At 69.2% G+C, this 20,175-nt stretch carries 15 protein-coding genes; 10 read left to right on the top strand and 5 right to left on the bottom strand.

The genetic code is table 11. The features are described from left to right. Positions 1 to 304: 304 nt before the first annotated feature. On the top strand, positions 305 to 1,276 hold the full coding sequence (locus tag AC5JJ2_RS17040) for a DUF4261 domain-containing protein (protein WP_495859217.1): 972 nt from the start codon (positions 305 to 307) through the stop codon (positions 1,274 to 1,276). A gap of 300 nt (positions 1,277 to 1,576) precedes the next feature. Here the strand turns inward: AC5JJ2_RS17040 and AC5JJ2_RS17035 are convergent, their stop codons facing one another. Next, positions 1,577 to 2,365, bottom strand: coding sequence for a 3-keto-disaccharide hydrolase (locus tag AC5JJ2_RS17035; protein WP_495859216.1), 789 nt, complete (start codon positions 2,363 to 2,365; stop codon positions 1,577 to 1,579). A gap of 128 nt (positions 2,366 to 2,493) precedes the next feature. Between AC5JJ2_RS17035 and AC5JJ2_RS17030 the strand changes: the two genes are divergently transcribed. Genes AC5JJ2_RS17030 through AC5JJ2_RS17015 form a run of 4 tightly spaced genes read left to right on the top strand, consistent with a single transcriptional unit; the run spans position 2,494 to position 4,568 of the window. Beyond that, entirely contained in the window at positions 2,494 to 2,778 is a 285-nt protein-coding gene (locus tag AC5JJ2_RS17030) for an addiction module protein (RefSeq protein ID WP_495859215.1), read from the top strand. Next, complete coding sequence (locus tag AC5JJ2_RS17025; RefSeq protein ID WP_495859214.1) at positions 2,771 to 3,073, top strand: type II toxin-antitoxin system RelE/ParE family toxin; 303 nt, start codon at positions 2,771 to 2,773, stop codon at positions 3,071 to 3,073. The genes AC5JJ2_RS17030 and AC5JJ2_RS17025 overlap by 8 nt, the downstream gene beginning before the upstream one ends. Beyond that, positions 3,070 to 3,753, top strand: coding sequence for an SDR family oxidoreductase (locus AC5JJ2_RS17020; protein ID WP_495859213.1), 684 nt, complete (start codon positions 3,070 to 3,072; stop codon positions 3,751 to 3,753). The genes AC5JJ2_RS17025 and AC5JJ2_RS17020 overlap by 4 nt, the downstream gene beginning before the upstream one ends. Before the next feature lie 2 nt (positions 3,754 to 3,755). Then, positions 3,756 to 4,568 (top strand): WD40 repeat domain-containing protein, encoded by an 813-nt coding sequence (locus AC5JJ2_RS17015; RefSeq protein ID WP_495859212.1) that lies wholly within the window; start codon positions 3,756 to 3,758, stop codon positions 4,566 to 4,568. Positions 4,569 to 4,571: 3 nt separating this feature from the next. On the opposite strand, the gene AC5JJ2_RS17010 is transcribed toward AC5JJ2_RS17015, so the two are convergent. Continuing rightward, positions 4,572 to 5,954 carry an FAD-dependent oxidoreductase gene (locus AC5JJ2_RS17010; protein WP_495859211.1) on the bottom strand — a complete coding sequence of 461 codons (1,383 nt, stop codon included), beginning with the start codon at positions 5,952 to 5,954 and terminating at the stop codon, positions 4,572 to 4,574. Between the two features lie 60 nt (positions 5,955 to 6,014). On the opposite strand from AC5JJ2_RS17010, the gene AC5JJ2_RS17005 reads away from it, so the two are divergent. Together AC5JJ2_RS17005 and AC5JJ2_RS17000 are read left to right on the top strand one after the other, a co-directional pair. Beyond that, positions 6,015 to 6,884 (top strand): TIM barrel protein, encoded by an 870-nt coding sequence (locus AC5JJ2_RS17005; protein ID WP_495859210.1) that lies wholly within the window; start codon positions 6,015 to 6,017, stop codon positions 6,882 to 6,884. 208 nt (positions 6,885 to 7,092) lie between these two features. Continuing rightward, positions 7,093 to 8,364: a hypothetical protein gene (locus tag AC5JJ2_RS17000; RefSeq protein WP_495859209.1), complete on the top strand. Its 1,272-nt coding sequence runs from the start codon at positions 7,093 to 7,095 to the stop codon at positions 8,362 to 8,364. Between the two features lie 91 nt (positions 8,365 to 8,455). Here the strand turns inward: AC5JJ2_RS17000 and AC5JJ2_RS16995 are convergent, their stop codons facing one another. After that, positions 8,456 to 9,307, bottom strand: a complete 852-nt coding sequence (locus tag AC5JJ2_RS16995) for a PhzF family phenazine biosynthesis protein (protein WP_495859218.1) — start codon at positions 9,305 to 9,307, stop codon at positions 8,456 to 8,458. A 73-nt stretch (positions 9,308 to 9,380) separates the two neighbouring features. Beyond that, positions 9,381 to 11,084: a vWA domain-containing protein gene (locus AC5JJ2_RS16990; protein ID WP_495859208.1), complete on the bottom strand. Its 1,704-nt coding sequence runs from the start codon at positions 11,082 to 11,084 to the stop codon at positions 9,381 to 9,383. A gap of 219 nt (positions 11,085 to 11,303) precedes the next feature. On the opposite strand from AC5JJ2_RS16990, the gene AC5JJ2_RS16985 reads away from it, so the two are divergent. Further along, on the top strand, positions 11,304 to 12,794 hold the full coding sequence (locus AC5JJ2_RS16985) for a HEAT repeat domain-containing protein (protein WP_495859207.1): 1,491 nt from the start codon (positions 11,304 to 11,306) through the stop codon (positions 12,792 to 12,794). 15 nt (positions 12,795 to 12,809) lie between these two features. Here AC5JJ2_RS16985 and AC5JJ2_RS16980 read toward each other — a convergent pair whose 3' ends face one another. Further along, positions 12,810 to 14,702, bottom strand: a complete 1,893-nt coding sequence (locus AC5JJ2_RS16980) for an FG-GAP-like repeat-containing protein (RefSeq protein WP_495859206.1) — start codon at positions 14,700 to 14,702, stop codon at positions 12,810 to 12,812. A gap of 634 nt (positions 14,703 to 15,336) precedes the next feature. On the opposite strand from AC5JJ2_RS16980, the gene AC5JJ2_RS16975 reads away from it, so the two are divergent. Both AC5JJ2_RS16975 and AC5JJ2_RS16970 read left to right on the top strand, forming a co-directional pair. Continuing rightward, a complete protein-coding gene (locus AC5JJ2_RS16975; protein ID WP_495859205.1) occupies positions 15,337 to 18,483 on the top strand; it encodes a hypothetical protein in 3,147 nt (1,048 codons plus the stop codon). Positions 18,484 to 18,699: 216 nt separating this feature from the next. After that, entirely contained in the window at positions 18,700 to 20,094 is a 1,395-nt protein-coding gene (locus AC5JJ2_RS16970; protein WP_495859204.1) for a DUF1501 domain-containing protein, read from the top strand. Positions 20,095 to 20,175 lie beyond the last annotated feature (81 nt).

Raw genomic sequence — 20,175 nt, 5'->3', positions numbered from 1 at the left:
CGTAAGCCGCCGGGTGAGGGAGCGTTACCCGGCGGCTTACGCCGCTCGGCTCGCCACGGTTGCGGATTTCGAGATAAACGCCAATCATTCTTGAGCATCCGAAGCCGTCGCGAATGTGAACGAATTTACATTATACCCGTCGCGTCAACCCAGGTGGCGATTCCGCCACCGGGGGCCACCCGTGGCGGTGGCGGCGGTGGCGGTGGCGCATGTCAAACTGGCAGTCGGACGCATCCGGCGGGCGTGCCCGGCCGTACCGTTTCGCGTACACTGCGACTGTCGCCGCCCCACCCCGGAGCTTCCCATGCCCGCCAAAGGCCAGATCACGGCGTCCGCGTGCGTCCTGTTCGAGCGGCCGGTCGCCTTCTCCCAGCTCGAACGCGCCCTCGGTAAGGACTACGAGATCGCCAAGACGGTCGAGGAGCCGGCCACGGAATGGATGTTCTCCGGGGCCACGCTCGTCGTCCCGTACCGGCCGGAGGCCCGCGGGTACGCGGTCGTCGATCTCGTCGATCACGCGTGGCCGGACAAGCCGGGCGACCCGGTGAAGGAGCAGATGCTGTTCGCCGCGTGGGGGACCGGGCAGTTCGGGCCGAACGCTTACGCCGGCGACCTGAAGCGGGCGGCGGAGCACTCCTACGCCTGGGAGCGGGGGAAGGCGGCGGCGACCGAGCACAGCAGCTTCGCCCGCGTCCGCACCAGCTACGCCCTCGGCGGGGCCGAGGAGGGGCTGCCGCTGTTCCCGGCCGACTACGACCCGGTCGCGGAGCTGCGGTTCGTCACCGACCTGACGCTGAAGCTGATGAACCTGCCGCAGACGTTCGGCTACTTCAACTCGAACGGCGAGGTCCTCCGCGGCAAGGCCGAGGCGAAGGAGGCGGTGAAGTTCGCGGACGAGGACGGCGTGCCGCCGCTGGAACTGTGGGCGAACGTCCGGCTGTTCACGCTCGTGGACGGCTGGCTGATGATGGACACGGTCGGCCACCCGCAGCTGAACGCGCCGGGGAAGCCGCCGTTCCCGGACTTCGAGGCGGTGTTCCCGAAGGGGAAGTGCGACCCGCGGGAGGTGGACGCGTTCTTCCGGAACCTGGCGCTGTACCTGCTGGCGAACGGGGCCGACACAATCAAGGACGGCGACACGATCGACGGCCCCGGCGGGGCGTGGCAGGTGGCGGCGCGGAAGAACGGGCTGATGATGCCGCCGCGGCCCACGCTGCGGCTTTGCCCGGCCGGCGAGACGATCCCGGAGCCGTTCGGGACGATGGGCAACGAGTAGGTCGGCCGAGCCGATGCCGACCACGCCCCGGTCGCAATCACTTCCTGGGGGCGCAACGGCGAGCGTCGCGGCGTGAGCGCGACGTGTCTCCGAATCGCGGCGAAAGGATGCCAAGTCTTAGTGGAACCCGGAGCGGAAGCGACGGGGTGTGGGAGTTGGTCCCACACCCCGTCCACTGTTGCGGTTGGGCCGAAGTCTTTTCTGGGTTGGAGACACGTCGCGCTCACGCCGCGACGCTCGCCGTTGACATGGCAACCTCGTCCCAGCGGGCGGAAGGTGGTCGGCCTCGGCTCGGCCGACCTACTTCTTCAACTCCCTCACCCGGACGTTGCGGTAGCGGACGAACTGCTTCGTGTAGTCGCCGCCGCCGTGGACTTGCAGCGCGATGCCGCCGGCGTCGCCGAGCCGCTTCTCGGTGTCCGTGTACTCCAGGAACTTCACGCCCTTGATCCACGTCGTGATCGTCGGCGGGTTGCCGACGATCCGCGCCCGCAGCTCGTTCCACTCGCCCGGCTTCCAGAACGCCTTCCACTGGTCGGCCGCGACCGGGCACTTGAACCCGCCGTCCGCCTGCTTGCTCGGGACGACGATCTCCGTCACGTCCTTGCCGAAGTCGAAGTTCCGCAGGTGCGGCTTGCCGCCGATCCCCTCGCCGTACAGGCCCATGAGGTTGCCGCCCTTGTGGTAGTCGATCATCGCCTGGTAGCACTTGCCGGTGTCCGTGCTGCGGAGGAACAGGCCGCTGTCCGGGCCGTCATCGTTGTTCATCTCGAGCGCGACCTCGAAGTCGCCGTACTGCTTGTCGGTGATGACGATCCCGCCGTTGCCCGGCACGTCCTGACTGCCGACGATCGCCCCGTCCTCGACGACCCACTTCCCGCCGGACGTGTTCTTGCTCGTGCGGCTGTGCCCGGTCTTCGCGGAGATCGTCCAGCCGGCGAGGTCCTTGCCGTTGAAGACTTTCTCGAACCCGTCGTCCGAGAACTTCTCCGGCGTCGGCAGGTCGGCGGCGCGAACGGGAAGGATGACGACGAGGGCGGCCAGCGAGAGGCAGCCGACGGCCGCGAGGCCGATCCGTTTGGCGAGCATGGGAAGACTCCGGGGAAAGGGAAGAGGCGTGACCGAGAGTATCGGCGACCAGCGGGCGAACGTCCAGGGGCGGAATTGACGCGGGCGTCGTTTCGCCCGACAATCAGGGGAATAGAAGGGGGCGAATCATGCCAGTCACGGCCGAGGAACTGGGGATCACGAAGTTGAGCGTGGCCGACCGGCTGGACCTGATCGAACAGATTTGGGACAGCCTGCCGCCGACCGAGCGCAGCGAGGCGGTCGATCGACTGATCGAAACGTCGCCGACGGAGCCGGACGGGCCAACGGGGGCAGCCTTTTTGAGTGATCTCAAGCAACGCTCCGCCGCCATCGACGCCGGGCAAGCAACCCTCTCGACGTGGCGCGAGGTCAAGGCTCGCGTTCGCGGCAAGCTGGGCCTCGCGGATGATTGAGTTCCTCTTCACGTACCCGGCCGAGCAGGAGTACGAGGCGGTGGTCGCATGGTATCTGGCTCGTAGCCGCCGTGCGGCGGTCCGGTTTGAAGAGGCCGTGGAAGCCGCGATGGAACTGATCGCCCGCTTCCCCGAAGGGTCGCCGTTGGTGGACGACGTTCACCGGTACTGCAAGGTCCGTCGCTTCCCCTACGGCCTGGTGTACCGGGTCCGGGGCGACTTGATTCAAATCATCACCGTGCCGCACGACCGACAGTTGCCCACCTACCGTTCGCCCGCGAGCGCTCCCCCATGACACGCAAGCTCATTGTCCTCACCGGCGCGACCCGCGGCCTCGGCCGGGCGCTCGTCCCGGCGTTCGCCGCGGCCGGGCACACCGTCGTCGGCTGCGGCCGGTCCGCGAAGCACGTCGCGGAGCTGACGGGGCTGTTCCCCGCGCCGCACGCCTTCATCGAACTGGACGTGACGCAGGGCGGCGGCGTGGACCGGTGGGCCGACTGGCTGATCGCGACGCACGGCCCGCCGGACCTGCTCGTCAACAACGCGGCCGTCATGAACACGCCGGCCCCGCTGTGGGAAGTCCCGGCCGACGAGTTCGACCGGCTCATCGACGTGAACGTGAAGGGAATCGCGAACGTCATCCGCGCGTTCGTGCCGGCGATGGTCGCGCGGAAGGCCGGCGTGATCGTGAACCTGTCGAGCGGGTGGGGCCGCAGCACCGCCCCGGAGGTCGCGCCGTACTGCGCGTCGAAGTACGCCGTCGAGGGGCTGACGCTGGCGCTCGCACAGGAGCTGCCGCCGGACATGGCGGCCGTGCCGCTGAACCCCGGCGTCATCGACACGGACATGCTTCGCCAGGCGTGGGCGGATGGCGCGGGCAGCTACCCGAAGGCGGACGCCTGGGTGAAGAAGGCCGCGCCGTTCCTGCTGAAGCTCGGCCCGAAAGATAACGGCAAGTCCCTGACCGTGAACTAACCATGATCGCCATCAAGACCGACGGCGTGACGCCGGACCGGATTGCGTTCTCGCCGGACGGTGCGCTCGTCGCAGCGTCGAGTACCGGCCTCGTGCTGAGCGTGTACGACGCGCTCGCCGGCAAACTCAAGTGGCGGACGCTGCCGCGGCCGAACGATCAGCGTACCGGGTTGGTGGAGTTCTCGCCGGACGGACGGGCGGTTTGTCTGGCATGGGAGCCGGGCGAGGTGTACGACGCGGAAACCGGCCGGCGGCTGCCGGGGGCCGCGACGTGGCCGGTGCTGAAGCTCACGACCGGGGTGGCCGGCCGCGCCCGGTCCGCCGACGGCCGCTGGTCCACGGACGGCATGACGACCGCCCTGCACGACGCCGAGACGAACCGGACGGTCGAGTTCTTCCCGCGGCGGGGCCTCGGCGCGGGCGAGAAGTCGCCGTTCCCGTTGCACTGCATTTTCCCGTTGGCGTTCAGCCCGGACGGGTCGCTCTTCGCCGGGTCGGACAACACCCGGCTGCACGTCTTCCGGTGCGAGGAGTTGATCGCGCTCGCCGAGGACGCGCCGCCGTTACGGGCGGTGGCGACGCTCAAGTCCGTGCGGAAGTTCTTCCAGGCGGCCGTGTTCGCGCCCCGCGGCGACGGTCTCCTGACCGGCACGAACGACGGCCTCGTCCGCGTCTGGGACACGGCGACATGGCAGGAGCGGGCCGTCTACGACTGGAAGTGCGGCCCCATCCGCTGGTTGGCGATCACGACCGACGGCAGCCGTGCCGCCGTCGCCGGGACGCGCAAGATTGTCGTGTGGGACTTGGACGAATGACCGTCACCGCATCCACTTCAGCCACGTCTTGAGCGCCCACTTCGCCGCCGGCGTCAGTCGGGTGCGGTTGAACTGATCGGCGATCTTCTTGATCGCCTCCGTGTACGTCGGGTACGGGAACACCGTCCCGGCGATGGCTTTCAGCCCGATCCGGTTCTGCATCGCCAGCGCGATCGTTCCGATCACCTCCCCGGCGTGCGGCCCCACGACCGTCGCCCCGGCGATGCGGTCCGTGCCGGGTTCGACCCAGACGGTGATGAACCCCGCCGCCCAGTCCGCCGCCCCGCGGTCGAGGTTCGCGAACTCGTGGGACAGCGCCACCATCGTCTTCTCGCCGACGGTCGCGACTTCCGGGTCGGTGTACGTGCAGCGCGGGATCACCTTCGCCGATACGCGGGCCTTCCTCGGGAAGAGTGCGTTCTGAACCGCGATCCTCGCCATCGCATCGGCGGCATGTGTGAACCGGTGGCCGACGGAACACACGTCGCCGACGGCGAACACCCGCGGGTTTGTCGTGCGGAGGTGGTCGTCCACTTGAACGCCGCGGTCCGTGTCGAACGCGATGCGAGCGGCCGGCAGGTTCAGTTTCTCGACGTTCGGCGTCCGCCCCACGGCGACGAGGGCCGCGTCGAAATCGCCGGGCGGAACCGCCGAGACGATTTCAATCCCTTCACTTTTGAACACGCCTTCGAGAACCGGGTCGGGCCACGTCTTCGCCACGATCGTGACGCGGGAGCCGAGCCGGGCGAACGCCTGCCCTAACTCGCACCCGACCGGGCCGCTGCCGACGACGAGCAACCGCACGGGCAATTCCGTCAGTGTGAAGATGCTCTCGTTCGTGAATACTTTGTCCGCCTTCACGTCGAGCGCCTTCGGCCGTGTCCCGGTCGCGATCACGCACCGGCCGAAGCGGAGATTCGCCCCCGCGACCTCCACCGATTCCTCGCTGGTGAACCTTGCTTCCCCCTGGAACACGTCGATGCCGAGGTTCGTGAACCGCTCGACGGAATCGACTGGCGACAGGTCGGCCCGCACCTTGCGAACTCGTTCCATGACTGCGGCGAAATCGACCTCCGGGTCCGTCACGCGGACGCCGAACTCTTTCGCCCGCCGGATTTCGGCCACCGTCTTCGCCGCCCGCAGCAGCGTCTTCGACGGCACGCAGCCTACGTTCAGGCAGTCGCCGCCCATCAGATCGCGCTCGACCAGTGCGACCGTCGCGCCGAGGCCGGCCGCCCCCGCCGCGGCCACGAGGCCCGCCGGGCCGCCGCCGATCACCACGAGCTGGTAGCGGGCCTTCGGCGTCGGGTTGACGCGACCCGCCGGGCGGACGTTCGCGAGCAGCTTCGCGTCGTGCGGGTCGGTCGGCAGCAGCGGAATGGACATTCGCGTTCGCTCGCGGTTTCGGGTATGCTCGCGGTTCCCTTCCACAATAGGAACTCTCCCATGACCCCGACCCGCCGTCAGTTCCTCGCGTCCGCCGCCGTCGCCGGGATCGCGTCAACCGCCGCCGCCGACTCGCCGACCGGCAAGGCGAAGAACACGAAGTTCGCCTGCAACGTCGAGATGTGGTTCTCCAAGCAGAAGGACTTCCTCAAGCGGCTCGAAGGGGCGGCCGCCCTCGGGTTCCCCGGCGTCGAAATCTGGCCCTACGAGAACAAGGACGTCGCCGCCGTCGCCGACACGTGCGAGCGGCTGAAACTCACCATCGCGCAGTTCACCGCCTGGGGGTTCAAGCCGGGGATGAACGATCCCAAGAACAAGCAGAAGGTCGTGGACAAGATCGGCGAGGCGTGCGAGGTGGCCAAGAAGTGGAAGTGCTCGATGATGTGCGTCGTGGCCGGGGACGACATCCCCGGCGTGTCGCAGGAGCGGATGCACGACACGGTCATCGACGCGCTCAAGGCGGCCGCCCCGGTCGCGGAGAAGGCCGGCGTCATGCTCATCCTCGAACCGATGAACATCCGCGTGGACCACAAGGGCCACTGCCTGTACGGGTCGGCCCCGGCGATCAAGATCGTGAAGGCGGTCGGGTCGAAGTTCGTGAAGATCAACTGGGACCTGTACCACATGCACATCACCGAGGGCGACCTGTGCGGCCACCTGCGGGAAGGCTTCGCGGCCGACGCCATCGGGTACGTACAACTCGCCGACCACCCCGGCCGCCACGAGCCGGGGACCGGCGAGATCAACTACTCCCGCGTGCTGAAGGAACTGAAGAAGCTCAAGTACGACGGCTGGGTCGGCACGGAATGCACCCCCGCGGCGGACGAAGCGGCCGCGGCGAAGGCCGTGTTCGCGGCCGACGAGTGGTGACGGCTGCCAGATTGGCAGCACATCGCCAACATCGCCAACTCGTGACGCTTTTTGGTACGCACCCCCTGACGATGTGACACCTGGGTTGACGCGACTGTTATAATGTTTTTTTGTTCACTTTAGATGCGGACGGTTATCCGAGGCACGTGGCGGGGGAATAAAGTTCCCCGGACGGGATCGTGTTCGGTAAGCCCCACCCCGGTGTCGCATGAGCCGCGTGCTTCCGGTCTTGCTTTTGACGGCCCTCGCCGGCGGTCCCGTCCGGGCCGACGGGTGCAAGTTCGCGCCCGACGGCCGGCTCGTCCCGGAACGGGAACAGGTGGCGCTCGTCGAATGGGCCGACGGCGTTGAGACGCTGCACGTCGCCGCCCGAAGCGACGAAACGACCGCCGGCGGCGTGTGGGTCGTCCCGGTCCGCGGGGACGCGGCGGCCGTGCGGGCCGAGCCGGTCGAGAAGTTCCCGGTCGTCACGTTCTACCGCCGCGACCGGGACGTCGCCCGCGAGCGGCTACGGTCCACGATCCAAATGGCCCAACTGCTGAACTCCGGCGGGTTCTGCTGCATCGGCGTGCCGCTCGGCTGTAGTGCCGGGGGGCCGGACGTGGCGAAGGAGGTGGCCCGCGTCGAGAAGCACGGCATGGTTGTCACCGTCGTCCGGGCCGAGACGCGGGAGGAGATCGAGAACTACCTGGACGCGCAAGGCGTCAACCGGAAAGCGGTCAACCTGTCGTCGTTGGAGTCGTACATCGGGCGGGAGAAGTTCGCGTTCGTCTGCGGGTGGACCGCCGCGGGGCGGCCCATGACGGCGACCGGGTTCAAGATCGAGTTCCCGTCGCCGACGGCTTGGTTCCCGCTGCGGCCGACGAGCGTGTACGCCGACCCGGTGGAAACGGTCGTGTACGTCCGCGGCCGGGTCAAGCCCGCGGCGGGGTGCGACCTGCCGCGGCTGCACTGCGAGTACGTCCACGGCGTGGTGAAGGAACTGGGCGTCGGCCAGTCATTCGAGCGGCGGGAGTTTTTGGAAGAACGGCGGCACTACCACTACGAGGACCGTCCCGAGCCGCTGACCCGCGTGACGCTCACGACCGACCCGAAGGCGTGGGACCGCGACCTCGAGCTGATCCCCGGCCTCACGGCCGACGGCCAGCTCGTGGACGCCTTAGCGGGGTGGGCGAGTTCCAACGCCCCGCTGTTCGTCGTAGCGCTCGGGGCGGTGCTGGGCGTGATGATCCCGTGGGTGACGATCCCGAAGGCGGAACGGAAGCGGATCGACTGGTTGGCCGGGGCGCTCGTCGGGGCGGCCGTCATCTTCTCGCTTTGGGCGTCGGCGTTCGTCCTCGCGGCCTGGCGGACGATCCGGTTCTGGGAACGCCCGAGCGAGCCGGTCCGCTACTTGATCCTGCCGGCGTTCGCGGCCGTGCATTTCCTGATCGTGTTCGCCGTGTGTCGCACGCTGATGTGGTTGATTGCTGCCCCGTAGTGACGCCCCGCGGACGTTCGTCCGCGGGCTTTCGCCCGGAAAAACAAAAGATGAAAGCCCGCGGACGTTCGTCCGCGGGGCGTCGATCCCGTCACCACGTCCCACGGCCCTCGAACAGCGTCGTCGCGTGGCCGCCGACCCAGATCGCGCCGGCCGCGTCCCGCGAGAGGAACACCCGCCCGCGGCGGCCCAGCCGCGTGCCCTGGCTCACCACATAAGTCGGCGTCGCCCGGCCGGTGGCGGTCAGCCACTGCGCCAGCGATGCGTTCAGGCTGCCGGTCACCGGGTCCTCGCGGATCGCGCCGGTCTCGTCCGTGAACAGCGCCCGCACCTCGAACGCGCACTCCGATCCGGGCGGGTGCGGCCCGACCAGCCCCACGTCGAAGCTGCCCGGCCCGGTGAACTTCGACGCGTCCGCGTCCACGGCCAGCACCGCGGCGGCGTCCTTCAACAGCACGCCGACCCAGCCGGGGCCGTTGTCCACCCACTCCGCGGCCACGATGTCGGCCGGGGACAGGCGAAGGACGGCAGCGAGTTGTTGCAAGTGCGATGGCTCGACCGGGCCGGAGCGGACCAGCGGCGGGGCCGCGAACGCCAGCCGGCCGGCGTCCCGCCGGACCGGGACCAGCCCGGCCGGGCATTCCTGCACGACCGCGTCCGCGGCCTTCGGCACGCCGCCGGCGGACAGCCAGGCGTGGCACGCGCCGAGCGTCGGGTGGCCAGCGAACGGCAGCTCGCGGGCCAGCGTGAAGATGCGGATGCGGTAATCGGCGGCCGGCATTGTGGGCTTGAGGAAGAAGACCGTCTCGGACAGGTTCAGCCAGCGGGTGATTTGCTGCATTCGGTCGGTATCGAGATTGTCGGCGTCGAAGACGACGGCCAGCGGGTTGCCGGCGAACGGCGCGTCGGCGAACACGTCCACGAGTTGGAAGCGGCGGTCGATGGGAGTGCCCTCGCGAGGAATGGAGATTCGCGTGCGAGACACGGCGGGGGGCGGGAAGGTTCACCAAGACCGCTTACGCGATGATCGACTTCCGCCGCTGGATGTAGTCCCACACCACGAACCGGTCGAGGTCGCGGCCGGTCGAGAAGATCACCCGGCCCTGCGTGCTCTCCACCAGCCGCCGGGCGAACCGGATGTCCTCCTCCGTCTGGTTCCACGTCGAGATCAGGAAGATGTTGATCGTGATCCCCTCGCGGGCGCACAGCTTCGCCTCCCGCAGCGTCGCCTCCTCCGTCCGCGGGTCCGGCGGGTAGAGCAGGTACAGCTTGCTCCCCTCGAAGTGGGCCGTCGGCAGCCCGTCCGTGATGAGCATCACCTGCTTGTTCGGCGTGTCCTGGTTCGCCAGGTAGCGGCGGGCCGTCTGCAGCGCGTGCTGGATGTTCGTGAAGTGCCACGGCAGGTCGGACTCCGTGATCTTCGGGTTCGCCATGTCCGCGACCTTCCGCACCACCGGCGAGTGGATCGTCACCGGCTTCGGCATCAGCCCGGCGACTTCCGACAGGTGGCGGGGCTTCGCGAACGTGTACATCTCGACGAACTGCAGGAAGTCGCCGGGGTACTCGGCCCGGATCAGCCCGTCGAGGGCGAGGCCCATCCGCTTGACGTTCACGTACTGGCCGTCGTACCGCATCGACCCGGACATGTCGAGCAGCACGCACGTCGCCGCCTTCGGCGTGTTCTTCGTCTCGTGAATCACGATGTCGTCCGGCCGCATCCGCACCCGGCCGCCGGTCGTGCCCTCCCGGAGCATCGCGTTGATGAGGCTGGCCGGGATGTCCATGTGCGTGACGGAGTCGCCGAACTCGTACCCCTTCGTCCGCGGCGACTCGACCGCCCCCTCGCCGACGATCGCGTCCGGGTGGCGGCCGGTGCGGGACGCCTGCAGGTCGTTGAAGATCGTGGCCAGCACCTTCGACTGGAACAGCCGATACGCCTTCGGCGTCATCCGGTAGCCGTTCTCGTTCCGCTCCAGCCCCTGCTCCTCGGCCTGCTGACGGACGTACCGCTCGATCGCCTCGTTCAGTTCGCGGAGGTGTTCCATCCCCTCCTGGTCGAGGTACTGTTGAAGTTCCTCCAGGTCGATGTAGCCGAGCTGCCCGGTCTGCTTGACCTGCTGGAGCTGTTCGAGCAGCTTGTCGATCTCTTCCAGTTCGGCCTTGATTTCCAGGGCCTCCGGCACGGTCATCGGCGTGCGGCCGGTGAACTCGTACTTCGCGGCGAGTTCGTCCACCTGGTACTTGTCGCCGAGCGATTGCACGAGGCCGGGCAGCCGCTGGGTGAAGTCGCGGTTCTCCCTCCCGGCCCGGTAGTAGAGGTTTTCGAGGTCGTGGAGTTGCTCGTCCTTCACCGCCTCGCGGTAGTCGCTTTCGAGGCCCTTCGGCGGCTTGATCGCGTTCGCCTTCGTCTGGAAGTCCTTCGCGGCCTCCTTCTGCACCTTCGACGTTTCGTAGGTGGAGAGGATTTTCTTCTTGCGGTCCTCGAGCCTCATCTTGAGGAAGTCGAGGTTCGCGATCATGCCGCCGATCTGCGACGGGTCGATCTTGACCATGTTCGCGAGTTCTTCGTCCGTGAACTCGCGCTGTTCGCCGTAGGCGAGCATCTGCTCGAACGCGGCCGACACGAGGTCCGGCGGCGGCTGCGTCGGGCTGGGGAACGTGAGCGGGTCGTACTTCTGGTACGTGTGGATGATGCCGCCGAGGCTCGCCGGGGTGGTCATGGTGTATCCCAAGAATGGCCCGCAGATGACGCGGACTTCGGCGCAGATGAAGAGGATAAAGACAAAGAACGGATTTCGATCTTATCCGGTTTTCATCTGCGCCGAAGCCCGCGTCATCTGCGGGCCATTGTGTTTGTTACATGCTAGGTGCTTGGTGGCGTCGTCTTCTAGCGTGTAGGATGGCGTATTGTACCCGGTCCCACCGGCGGAGGGGCGGACATGCGGCGATTCCTGGCGGCGGTCGGAAGCGTGGCGGTCGGGGCGAGCCTGGGGTTCGCGGCGGACGCGGCGAAGCCGGGCGACCCGGCGGCGCTCGTGCAGAAGCTGGGGGACCCGCAGTTCCAGGCCCGCGACGCCGCCGCGAAGACGCTGCTCAAGCTCGGCGGGGCCGCGATCCCGGCCGTGCGGCAGGCCATCGACACGACGCCCGACCCCGCCGTCCGCGAGCGGGCCGAGGCGATCCTGCCGCGGCTGGAACTGCTCGCCGAGTCGCAACGGGTGCTGACGCCGACGCTGTTGAAGTTCGACTTCAAGGACGTGCCGCTGAGCACGGTCGTCGAGGAGCTGAAGAAGCAGACCGGCATCCCGTTGATGCTCGACGCGGACAAGGTGGCGCTGAAGACGCGGCCGGTGACGCTCACGGCGACGGACGTTCCGCCGTGGCAGGCGGTCGAGCTGCTGTGCAAGGCCGCCGGGCTGCGGGAGGACCACCGGGTCGAGTTGCCGGTCCCGAAGGGGGCGGGCCAGCAACGGGTGCAATCGTTCAGCCAGTTCGAGGTGTACAACTCGATCGACGGGGTCAACCGGCAGTCGGTGTACACGCCGTCCACCGCGCCGGTGGTGCTCGTGGACGGGAAGCCGGACCCCGCGCCGGGCCGCCGGGACACGGCCATCCGCGTCGTGGCCGTGCCGGGGAAGTTCGAGGGGAACCGCGTCGTCCGCGGGACGGGCACGGTGGTGCTGAACCTGGACGTGGCCCCGGTGCCGGGGCTGAACTGGCAGGGGGCGTCGGCCGTGCGGGTGACCCGCGCCGAGGACGAGGACGGCCGGCCGCTGTTCGCCGACCAGAAGCCGGACCCGGTGCTCAACTTCAACCCCGCGTGGAACAACCCCTGGGGCGGCGGCCTCTGGCTGAACGACTCGGCGTACCCGGTGATCGTGACGGTACAGCCGGGGAACAACCCGCGGCTGACGCCGGTGACGCTGCGGACGGACGACCGGGCGATCAAGACGCTGACGCGGTTCGAGGGCGTCGTGGTCGGCGACGTTCACCGGCCGAACATGCCGGTCGTCACCATCGACGACCTCGCGAAGGCCGTCGGCCGCGGGTTCGACGGGCCGCACAACGTCAAGCTGAAGGTGACGGACTACAAGGTCGCGAAGGACGGGTCGGTGTCGGTCAAGGTCCGCGTCGAGATGCCGCAGCAGTGGGAGATGGGGTTCCGCGGTCGGGTGAACCGGTCGGACGACTTGAACATCGGCAGCGTGCCGAACAAGCTGAAGTTCGCGGACGCGGCCGGGAAGCCGTGCCCGGCCCCGAGCCAGCGGTCGGCGAACTACTCGGGGACGCAGTGGGTGCAGACCTACGACGCGGAGTTCCACTTCCCGAAGTCGGAGAAGGCCGGCCCGCCGGCGCAGTTGGTCCTCACCGGGACGCGGGTGTCGCCGGTCGAAATCCCGTTCGCCGTGACGAACGTGCGGCTGCCGTGACGCCCGGCCGGTGCGTCACCCCACGTACACGCCGTCCGGGATGGTGCTGCCGCCGAACGGCTCGCTGAAGTAGCCGGTGCCCGGCTCGCCGCCGTCCCAGGTGCTGGTCGCGGCCGTGTACACCTTGATCGCCGCCGGAACCCGCTGGCCGCTGCCGACGATCAGGTCGGGGCGGCCGTCCTTGTCCACGTCGCGGACCGTCGGGCGGACGCCGCCGCGCTCGGTGGATTCGAACGCGAAGAAGTTGCCGACCGGGGCCGCGACCGCCGCGAGCGGGTTGCGGAGCAGGGCCGCGCCGTCCGCCACGACCACCCGCGGGCCGCCGCCGGGGCCGCCGCCGAAGATCACCTCGGCCTTGCCGTCGCCGTTCAGGTCGCCGGCGGCGAGGTAGATGCCGTTGCGGAGGCCGGCCACGTCCGCCCCGCCGAACGCGTAGAAGTCGTTCACCAGCCGCCGCGGGTTCGGGTTCGTCAGCGTCTTCCCGTCGAAGATCGCGACCCGCGGGCCGCCGCCGAACCCGGCCCCGACGACGAGGTCGGCCGCCCCGTCGCCGTTCACGTCCGCCGCCGCGACGCGGGCACCGCCGCGGAAGTTCGGGTCGTCGATGCCGAAGAAGTTCGAGACCATCCGGGCCGTGCCGGTGGCGAAGCTGAACGCCGACACCCGGCCGCCGCCGCCGCGGTCCGGGCTGACGATCACGTCCGCCCGGCCGTCGCCGTCGATGTCCGCCGCGGCCACGAACAGCCCGCCGGTGTACGTCGGCTCGAACGCGGAGAAGGCGCTGCCGACTTCCTCGCCGCTCGCGCCGTCCACGACGCGAATTTGCGACCCGGCCCCCGGCCCGGCCGCGAACACGAGGTCCGGCGTGCCGTCCCCGGTCACGTCCGCGGTCGTCGCGCGGACGGAGCCGCCGAACCCGCCGAACGGGTAGTACGCGGCCCCCACCGGCGCCGCCTGGTTCGCCGCGTTCAGCCGGTAGAGTTGCACCGACCCGTCCGGCTTGCTCACCGGCAACAGGTCCGCCGTGACTTCCGCCTGGCCGACCGGCAGCGCCGGCGGCACGGCCGGCACGCTCGGGGCCGGGGTGATCGGGGCCGGCGTCGTCGGCGGGCTGCTCGCCGTGCCGGTCACCGTCCACCCGATGTCGTCCAACACCGCGTAGTCCAACTCGGAGAACCCGTACCGCTGGCCGGACACGAGGAACGGCTGGAGCGACGCATGGTCGCCGTCGTGGTCGTGCGCCCCCTGCGCCCAGTGGCCGAGGTCGCCGGACACCCGCGGGGCCACCCCGCCGTTCGCGGCCGTCGCCTTCGGCCCGGTGAACGCCCCGCCGGACACGAGCCGGAAGTACTCGTCCGCCGTGCCGAACCCGAGCAGGTGGCCCAGCTCGTGGGTCGCCACCGTGTAGAAGTCGGTCTGCCCGACGGCCGGGGCGTTCGCCGAGAAGTTCCAGTTCTGGTCGAGGTCGAACGCGAGCGACCCGCCCCACAGGGAGAACCCGGACCACCCGCGGGTGCGGAGGGTGTTCAGCCACGCCGAGTCGCCGCCGCCGCGGTAGCCGCCGTACCCGCCCTCGCCGGCCTCCGCCCCGTCGAGACGGTAGCCGCCGGCGTAAACGACGATCGTGTTCGCCGGGATCGTCTTGTTCGGGATCTCGACCTGCGCCCCGCTCGCCGGGCTGTTGAGGAGCAGGCTCCACGAGTTGCCGAGGAGCGGGGCGATGGCGGAGAAGTTCGCGTCCAGCCGGGACACAAGGTCCGCCCCGGCCTTCTCCAGCGCGGCCCGGCGGGCGGGGTCCGCGAAGAAGCCGTTGGAATCCAGCGAGTAGTCGAACTGCAACGTCACGGCCGGGACGATCCGGCCGTCGAGGGCTTCCAGGGCCAACGGGGTGCGAAGCAACCGGGGCATGTCGGGGGTCACACGGGGTCTGTGTCGAGTGGGCGGCGTCCGGCCGGCCGGTCGATTCCGTTCCCCCCGCGGGCACGCGCAGGCCTGGGCCGTGGGGCCACGGCAGCGGCGCGCGGAGCTGGTGCGGGGATTCGCGACGGACGGTCCGGCTCGGCGGACCGGGACGGGGGGATCGAACGACGGCCCCGGGGGACGGGGCTTGGGGGGTCACTGTTAAGGCCGGGAAACGGTAACCGTTGTTCTCGCCCGACGGCCTAAAGTAACGCGCTCGATTGTAGGTCGGTTAACACCTAGAACGGGTTTGCCCGGCGTGCCAGTTGCTCGGGGTGAGCGGGTGGGGAAACCCGGCGGGAAGTGCGGCGGCGCAAAACTGGGGATTCATTTTCGTGGCCGCACCGGAACTCGCCGATGCCTGAGAGGAATGCTTCTCGCCGAGTGAACGCCCGCGTCCCGACGGCGTTACAAGTTCCTCAGTCGGTCCAACCCCTCGCGCCGGCCGGGAACCGGGCCGCGACGGGCGGGCCGATCGAGCAAACTTTTCGCCCGACCAAACCGTCGGGATGATGACGGACGTGAATTTCGGTCGAGAGCCAGAAACCATCCCGACGGGACGTGCCGCACAGCCGAGGTCGTTATGCCCTTCGTGTCGATCGCCCGCCTGTTCCGCAACGAGGCATCCGCCGTGTCAACCAAGAAAAAGAATACCCGCCGGTCCGCCTTGCTGAGCCTGCAAGCCCTCGAAGACCGGACGACGCCGGCGGCGAACCTCGTGGACCGCAGCAACACGCTGCTCGGGTCCGGGGATGCGTCCGCCACCGTCCTCGGCATGAGCGACGACGGCCGGTTCGCCATCTTCTCGTCGCTCGCGTCCAACCTCATCCAGGGGCAGGTGGACATCCCCGGCACGAAGGACCTGTTCTGGACCGACCTGCTGACCGGCGAGGTCCGGCTGGTCACGAACCTGCCCACGATCTCCATCGACGGGACGACGAACAAGACGAGCTACCAGTTCGACCGGAAGACGACGTACAGCAAGGCCATCCCCGGCGTGGACTCGTTCAGCGAGGCGTCGATCAGCGGGGACGGGAAGTTCGTCGCGTTCAACTCCCGGCTCGACGTGAGCCTGGTGGACAGTCTGTACATCACCGCGTCCCTGTCCCCGAACTCGACGGACATCACCCGGACGACCGCCCCGGACCGGGGGAACGCGACGCTCGACGTGTTCCGGTGGTCGTCCCAGACCGGGGACACGAAGCTGGCCAGCCGGACGTTCTTCGCCGGCGGCGCGTCGAACCCGAACCAGGCGTTCGGCCGGCGGACCGACTCGTTCAACCCGGCCCTCTCGTCGGACGGCAGCCGGGTGTCGTTCGTGTCGTCCCACAGCGCCCAGGACGCGCTGCCGCAGCGGAACTTCGGGGCCCCCGGCCAGGGCATCACCCGCGTCACGAACGCCGCCGAGTTCCTCGTGTTCGACAACGGGGACGTGAGCAACGACATCTTCCTGACCGACTTCACGGACATCGGCCAGCCGACGTTCGTGCCGCAGCAGGAGACGCCGGGGAACTTCTACACGACCGCGATGTCGAAGATCTTCAGCGGCGACCGGAGCGTCATCGACGTGAACCTGACGGCCACCCCGCCCACGTCCACGGTGTTCGCCACCGTCCCGAGCTTCACGACGTTCGGGTCGCTCGGCACGACGCAAATCCGGGTGGACCCGCTCGGCCGGTACCTCGGCGGGGACGGGCTGACGGCCACGTTCGTCAGCAACGTGGACGCCGCCCAGCTCAACCTCCGCAGCGGCGTCAACGGGACGTTCAACAAGCGGACGTACGGCGCGTCGGACGGGGACAACGTCTACTGGACGCAGTTCGGCTCGACGGTGGACGTGGCGAACATCGTCCGGCTCGTCACGACCGGGTCGGACACGACGAACAAGGGGACGGTCACGTCGTCCGGCGGCGGCGGCGGGAACGCGCAGAACGCCATCCTCGCCCGCAACGACCCCGTCGCGGTGCTGTTCACGACCAGCGTGGGCAACACGGCCGGCAGCCAGATCGTGCCGGCGTTCGGCGGCGACACCACCCGCCAGGAGCTCTACTTCCGCCGGATGAACGGCGAGATCGGCGACCCGGCCGTGCTCGTCACCGCCGTCTCCGGGTCCACGTCCACCCCCGGCAACGGGGCGCTGCCGATCGGCAACGTGGTGAACAACACTGTGGACCCGCGGTCGTACCAGATCAGTTCCGGGGCCAGCGCCGCCGTGTTCACCAGCACGTCGTCGAACATGTTCCCGGCCGCGACGCTCAAGGACGCGAACAACGCCAACGACGTGTTCGTCAAGGACTTGGTCGGCCTGACCGTGTCGGCCGCCAGCGTCCGGGCGGACGGCAAGCAGACCGGGGCGAAGGCGGCGACCATCCCAGCGATCGGGCCGGACGGCCGGTACGTCACGTTCCAGAGCGACGGGTCGGACTACGTGCTCGCCAGCACGACGGCCGACACGAACGGCGTCAGCGACGTGCTCCTCCGCGACCGGGCGCTGAACACGACGGCGTACATCAGCACGATCACGAACGGGTCGGCGACCGGCAACGGGGCGTCGTTCGGGGCGTTCGTCGGCAACATCGGGCAGAACGGCCGGGTCGTGTTCACCAGCTCGGCCACGAACCTGGACACGCTGTTCCCGATCACGCCGGGGAACACGGACGTGTACGTCACCACCCTGCCGCTCGCCGGCAGCGGCAGCGGCGACCCGCCGCTGAAGGCCCTCCGGGTCGCCGCCACCAGCGGCGGGTCCCAAACGTCCGCGTCCTACGTCACGTTCGGGCCGTCCAACGAGATCGTCCTCGGCAGCCGGTTCAGCCCGTTCCCCGGCTTCACCGGCGAGCTGCGGGTGGCCGTCGGGGACGTGAACGGGGACGGGGCGACGACCCCGGACATGGTCATCGCGCCGGGGCCGGGGGCCACCCCCACGGTCGTCGTCGTGGACGGCGTGACCGGCAAGACGATCCTCACCCAGGTCGTGTTCGAGTCCACGTTCACCGGCGGGCTGAACGTCACGACGGCCGACTTCGACCAGGACGGGTTCAGCGACATCGTCGTCGCCGCCGACGTGGGCGGCGGCCCGCGGGTCAAGATGATCAACGGCAAGACCGGCGCGACGATGGCCGACTTCTTCGTGTTCGAGACGACGTTCCGCGGCGGCGTCCGGCTGGCGAGCGGGTTCATCGGGTCGCGGGCGGCCAACGGCATCGGCCAGCCGATCGAGGACGGCGTCCCGGACATCGTCGCCGGGGCCGGGGTCGGCGGCGGCCCGCGGATCAGCGTGCTGGACGGCGTCGCCGCCCGGAGCAACGTCCTGTCCCGGATCGCCGACTTCTTCGCGTTCGAGCTGACCCTCCGCAACGGCGTGTACGTGTCCGCCGGCGACTTCAACAAGGACGGGGTGGACGACGTGGTGGCCGGCGGCGGGCCGGGCGGCGGGCCGCGGGTCCAGGTGTTCGAGTCCAAGAGCGTCATCCTCACGCCGGGGGCCCCGACGGCGCTGGTGAACTTCTTCGCGTTCGACCCGACCTCCCGCAAGGGCGTCCGGGTAGCGGTGAAGAACATCGACGGCGACTCGGTGGCCGACCTGCTCGTCGGCGAGGGGGCCGGGAACGTGTCCCGCATCCGGTCGTTCGCCGGCGGCCGGCTGAACTCGTCGAACGTGCCGACGCAGCTGGACGACCAGGTGCTGTTCGACGACTTCGCCAGCACGACCGGCGCGTGGGTCGGGTAACAGGGTGTCATGAAGAGACGCGGCCCCGGTCGGTGACCGGGGCCGCGGTCGTTCTGGCGAACGGCACGGCGTGAGCGTGCCGGTGGAGCGCTCCACCGGCACGCTCACGCCGTGCCGTTCGCCGTTGGGACCCGGTCCGCGTTTGACACCCGCCCGCCGGCCGATTATCCTCAACACATCCCACCCCACGGCTCCCGTCTCCTCGGAGCGTCTCGAATGCCGCCTCGTTCTTGCCCCGGCCCGAACCGCCGCGACTTCTTCCGCTTCGGGTCCGTCGCGCTCGCGTCCGCCGGGCTGTCCGGCCTCGCCCCGTACCGGGCGGAGGCGACCACGTCCTCGAACGACCCGGCCGTCATCTTCGTCTGGCTGCCCGGCGGCCCGCCGCACCAGGACACGTTCGACATGAAGCCGGACGCCCCGGAGGAGTACCGCGGCGCGTTCCGGCCGATCCGCACGAACGTCCCCGGGCTCGACATCTGCGAACACCTTCCGAAGCTGGCCACGGTGGCCGACAAGTACGCGATTATCCGGAGCGTGGCCCACACGTTCGCGGACCACGGTGGCGGCCACAAGAAGTTTCTGACCGGCCGCGACCCGCTCCAGCCGACCGGGTTCGTCAACGACTACCCGATGGTCGGGTCGATGGCCGCGAAGATGCTGGCGCACAAGCACGCCGGCGTGCCGAACTACGTCTGCGGCGTGGACGGCGGCCGCCAGGGGATCGACACGTTCAGCTTCGGCGCGTCGTACCTCGGCACGAGCACCTACCCGTTCATGGTCGTCGGCGACCCGGCGGACAAGAAGTTCGAGCTGAAGAACCTGTCCCTACTTCCCGGCACGGAGGCGAAGATCGCCGACCGGCTCGCGCTGTTGGAGAAGGTGAACAAGCCGCTCGTCGGCGAGCGGACCGGCAGCGCCGCGGCGCAGGACGTGCTCCGGCAGCGGGCGCTGGAGTTGGTGACCACCGACACGGCGAAGGGGGCGTTCGACCTGTCGAAGGAGCCGGCGAAGCTGCGGGACCGCTACGGCCGCCACCGGTACGGCCAGCGGGCCCTCATGGCCCGGCGGCTGGTGGAGCACGGCGCGAGCTGGGTGACGATGGTGCTGGAGAACGCCACCCCGCCCGGCGAGGCGACGGCGAAGGACCACTGCTACAACTGGGACTCGCACGCCGTCAACTGCCACATCTTCAACGACACGAAGTACAAGCTCGGGTTTCTGGACCAGGCGATCTCCGCACTCATCGAGGACATCTACAATCGCGGCCTGGACCGCCGGGTGTTGCTCGTGGTGACGGGCGAGTTCGGCCGCACGCCGAAGGTCGAGTACAGCAAGGGGACGCAAACGGGGGTGACGCAGCCGGGCCGCGACCACTGGCCGATGGCGATGTCGATCCTCGTCAGCGGCGGCGGGTTCAGGATGGGCCAAGCGGTCGGCAGCACGACGAGCAAGGCGGAGGTCCCGAAGGACCGGCCGATGGTCCCGGAGGACCTGTGGGCGACGGTGTTCCAGCACCTCCGCATCGACTACGCGAACGCGAGCTTCCCGGACGGGACCGGCCGCCCGATGCCGATGCTGCCGGGCGGCGCGCCGATCAAGGAGCTGGTGTGACATAGTAGTAGGCACACTCCGTGTGCCGTCTCCTGCCGGCCGCGGAAACCGGAAGGAACGCACCGCGGCACAAAGGAGACG

The organism is Limnoglobus sp. (assembly GCF_059499385.1).
This window is presented reverse-complemented; position numbering and strand designations above follow the sequence as displayed.

Coding starts and splice junctions, on each gene's coding strand:
- AC5JJ2_RS17030 (WP_495859215.1), top strand. CDS start 2,494: ATGCCAGTCACGGCCGAGGAACTGGGGATCACGAAGTTGAGCGTGGCC.
- AC5JJ2_RS17015 (WP_495859212.1), top strand. CDS start 3,756: ATGATCGCCATCAAGACCGACGGCGTGACGCCGGACCGGATTGCGTTC.
- AC5JJ2_RS17000 (WP_495859209.1), top strand. CDS start 7,093: ATGAGCCGCGTGCTTCCGGTCTTGCTTTTGACGGCCCTCGCCGGCGGT.
- AC5JJ2_RS16985 (WP_495859207.1), top strand. CDS start 11,304: ATGCGGCGATTCCTGGCGGCGGTCGGAAGCGTGGCGGTCGGGGCGAGC.
- AC5JJ2_RS16990 (WP_495859208.1), bottom strand. CDS start 11,084: ATGACCACCCCGGCGAGCCTCGGCGGCATCATCCACACGTACCAGAAG.
- AC5JJ2_RS16970 (WP_495859204.1), top strand. CDS start 18,700: ATGCCGCCTCGTTCTTGCCCCGGCCCGAACCGCCGCGACTTCTTCCGC.
- AC5JJ2_RS17025 (WP_495859214.1), top strand. CDS start 2,771: ATGATTGAGTTCCTCTTCACGTACCCGGCCGAGCAGGAGTACGAGGCG.
- AC5JJ2_RS16975 (WP_495859205.1), top strand. CDS start 15,337: ATGCCCTTCGTGTCGATCGCCCGCCTGTTCCGCAACGAGGCATCCGCC.
- AC5JJ2_RS17040 (WP_495859217.1), top strand. CDS start 305: ATGCCCGCCAAAGGCCAGATCACGGCGTCCGCGTGCGTCCTGTTCGAG.
- AC5JJ2_RS17005 (WP_495859210.1), top strand. CDS start 6,015: ATGACCCCGACCCGCCGTCAGTTCCTCGCGTCCGCCGCCGTCGCCGGG.
- AC5JJ2_RS17035 (WP_495859216.1), bottom strand. CDS start 2,365: ATGCTCGCCAAACGGATCGGCCTCGCGGCCGTCGGCTGCCTCTCGCTG.
- AC5JJ2_RS17020 (WP_495859213.1), top strand. CDS start 3,070: ATGACACGCAAGCTCATTGTCCTCACCGGCGCGACCCGCGGCCTCGGC.
- AC5JJ2_RS17010 (WP_495859211.1), bottom strand. CDS start 5,954: ATGTCCATTCCGCTGCTGCCGACCGACCCGCACGACGCGAAGCTGCTC.
- AC5JJ2_RS16980 (WP_495859206.1), bottom strand. CDS start 14,702: ATGCCCCGGTTGCTTCGCACCCCGTTGGCCCTGGAAGCCCTCGACGGC.